At 42.2% G+C, this 1,090-nt stretch carries 1 protein-coding gene; it reads right to left on the bottom strand.

Translation table 11 applies throughout. The features are described from left to right. The coding region (locus ACFVSH_RS26935; RefSeq protein WP_387708900.1) for an AMP-binding protein at nt 1-1,090 on the bottom strand (1,090 nt) is incomplete at both ends.

The following is a 1,090-nucleotide window of genomic DNA, read 5'->3' on the forward strand; positions in this document are numbered from 1 at the left end:
TATCCTTCTTCATCAATGAATGCCCGATCACCGGTAATGAACCATCCGTCACTATATACAGCTAAAGTATCCTCGATCCGTTTAAAATAGCCGACAAAAAGAGCCGGACCCCTTACTAATAAAGAGCCTTCTATATTCGGGGCACAGACCTCCCCTTCAAAATCTACGACCTTTAGTTCCATTCCCGGAAACGGAATTCCGTCGGTATTCGTCAGTTTTTCTTCTGGATCTTCAAGTCTCGTCAAGGTTACCAAGCCATCTTCCGTTTGACCCCACCCTGACAATATCTTGAACGGGACTTTTTCCATGGCTTCCTTTACTAAATGCCTGGGAATCGGGGCACCTAAAGCTACGAAGACTCGTAGCGAATTAAGGTCATACCTTTCTATCCCCTCCATTTGAACCGTATCCTGCAGAAAAGGAGTAGCTCCGGCCGTAAACGTTATTTTCTCCCTCTCTACCCATTCAATAAACTCTTTCGGATTCCAAATGTCTTGATAGACTCCCGTACCTCCAATATGTGTAGGGAGCCTAACTCCATAACCAAAACCTGTTTGATGGGCAAACGTTGACGCCAAGAAAAGAACATCATCAGATGTTAAATGTAAGCGATCAATCCAATAATTCGTTGATATACAAAGAGTATTATGGGTATGCATAACTCCTTTTGGACTTCCTGTGGTTCCCGAGGTAAAGATAATTTCAGTCACATCATTGGGGTCAAGTGTGATTTCATCCAAAATGGATGAATCAATCCGGTCTTCCCAAGGTTCCTCAAATAAAGAGGAGAGCAGTTTCATCCCATTCGGCGCTCTGTCACCCATCACGTATATATGTTTCATTGATGGCCATTGATGACTTAGTCTTTCAATCATATCAGGGTAATAAAACCCACGGAAATACTCTGGTACAACAATCATTTTAGATTCTGCCATCCCAACCATATAGCCAATTTCCCTATCTCGATAAATTGGTATCAATGGATTGCTAATGGCACCGATTCTTGTAACAGCATAATGCAAGATTATAAATTCATTCCAGTTAGGCAGTTGAAAAGAGACAACATCCCCCTTACCCAATCCTATATGCA

Origin of the sequence: Peribacillus sp. NPDC058002 (assembly GCF_042886655.1) — a bacterium.
Lineage (GTDB): Bacteria > Bacillota > Bacilli > Bacillales > DSM-1321 > Peribacillus > Peribacillus aracenensis.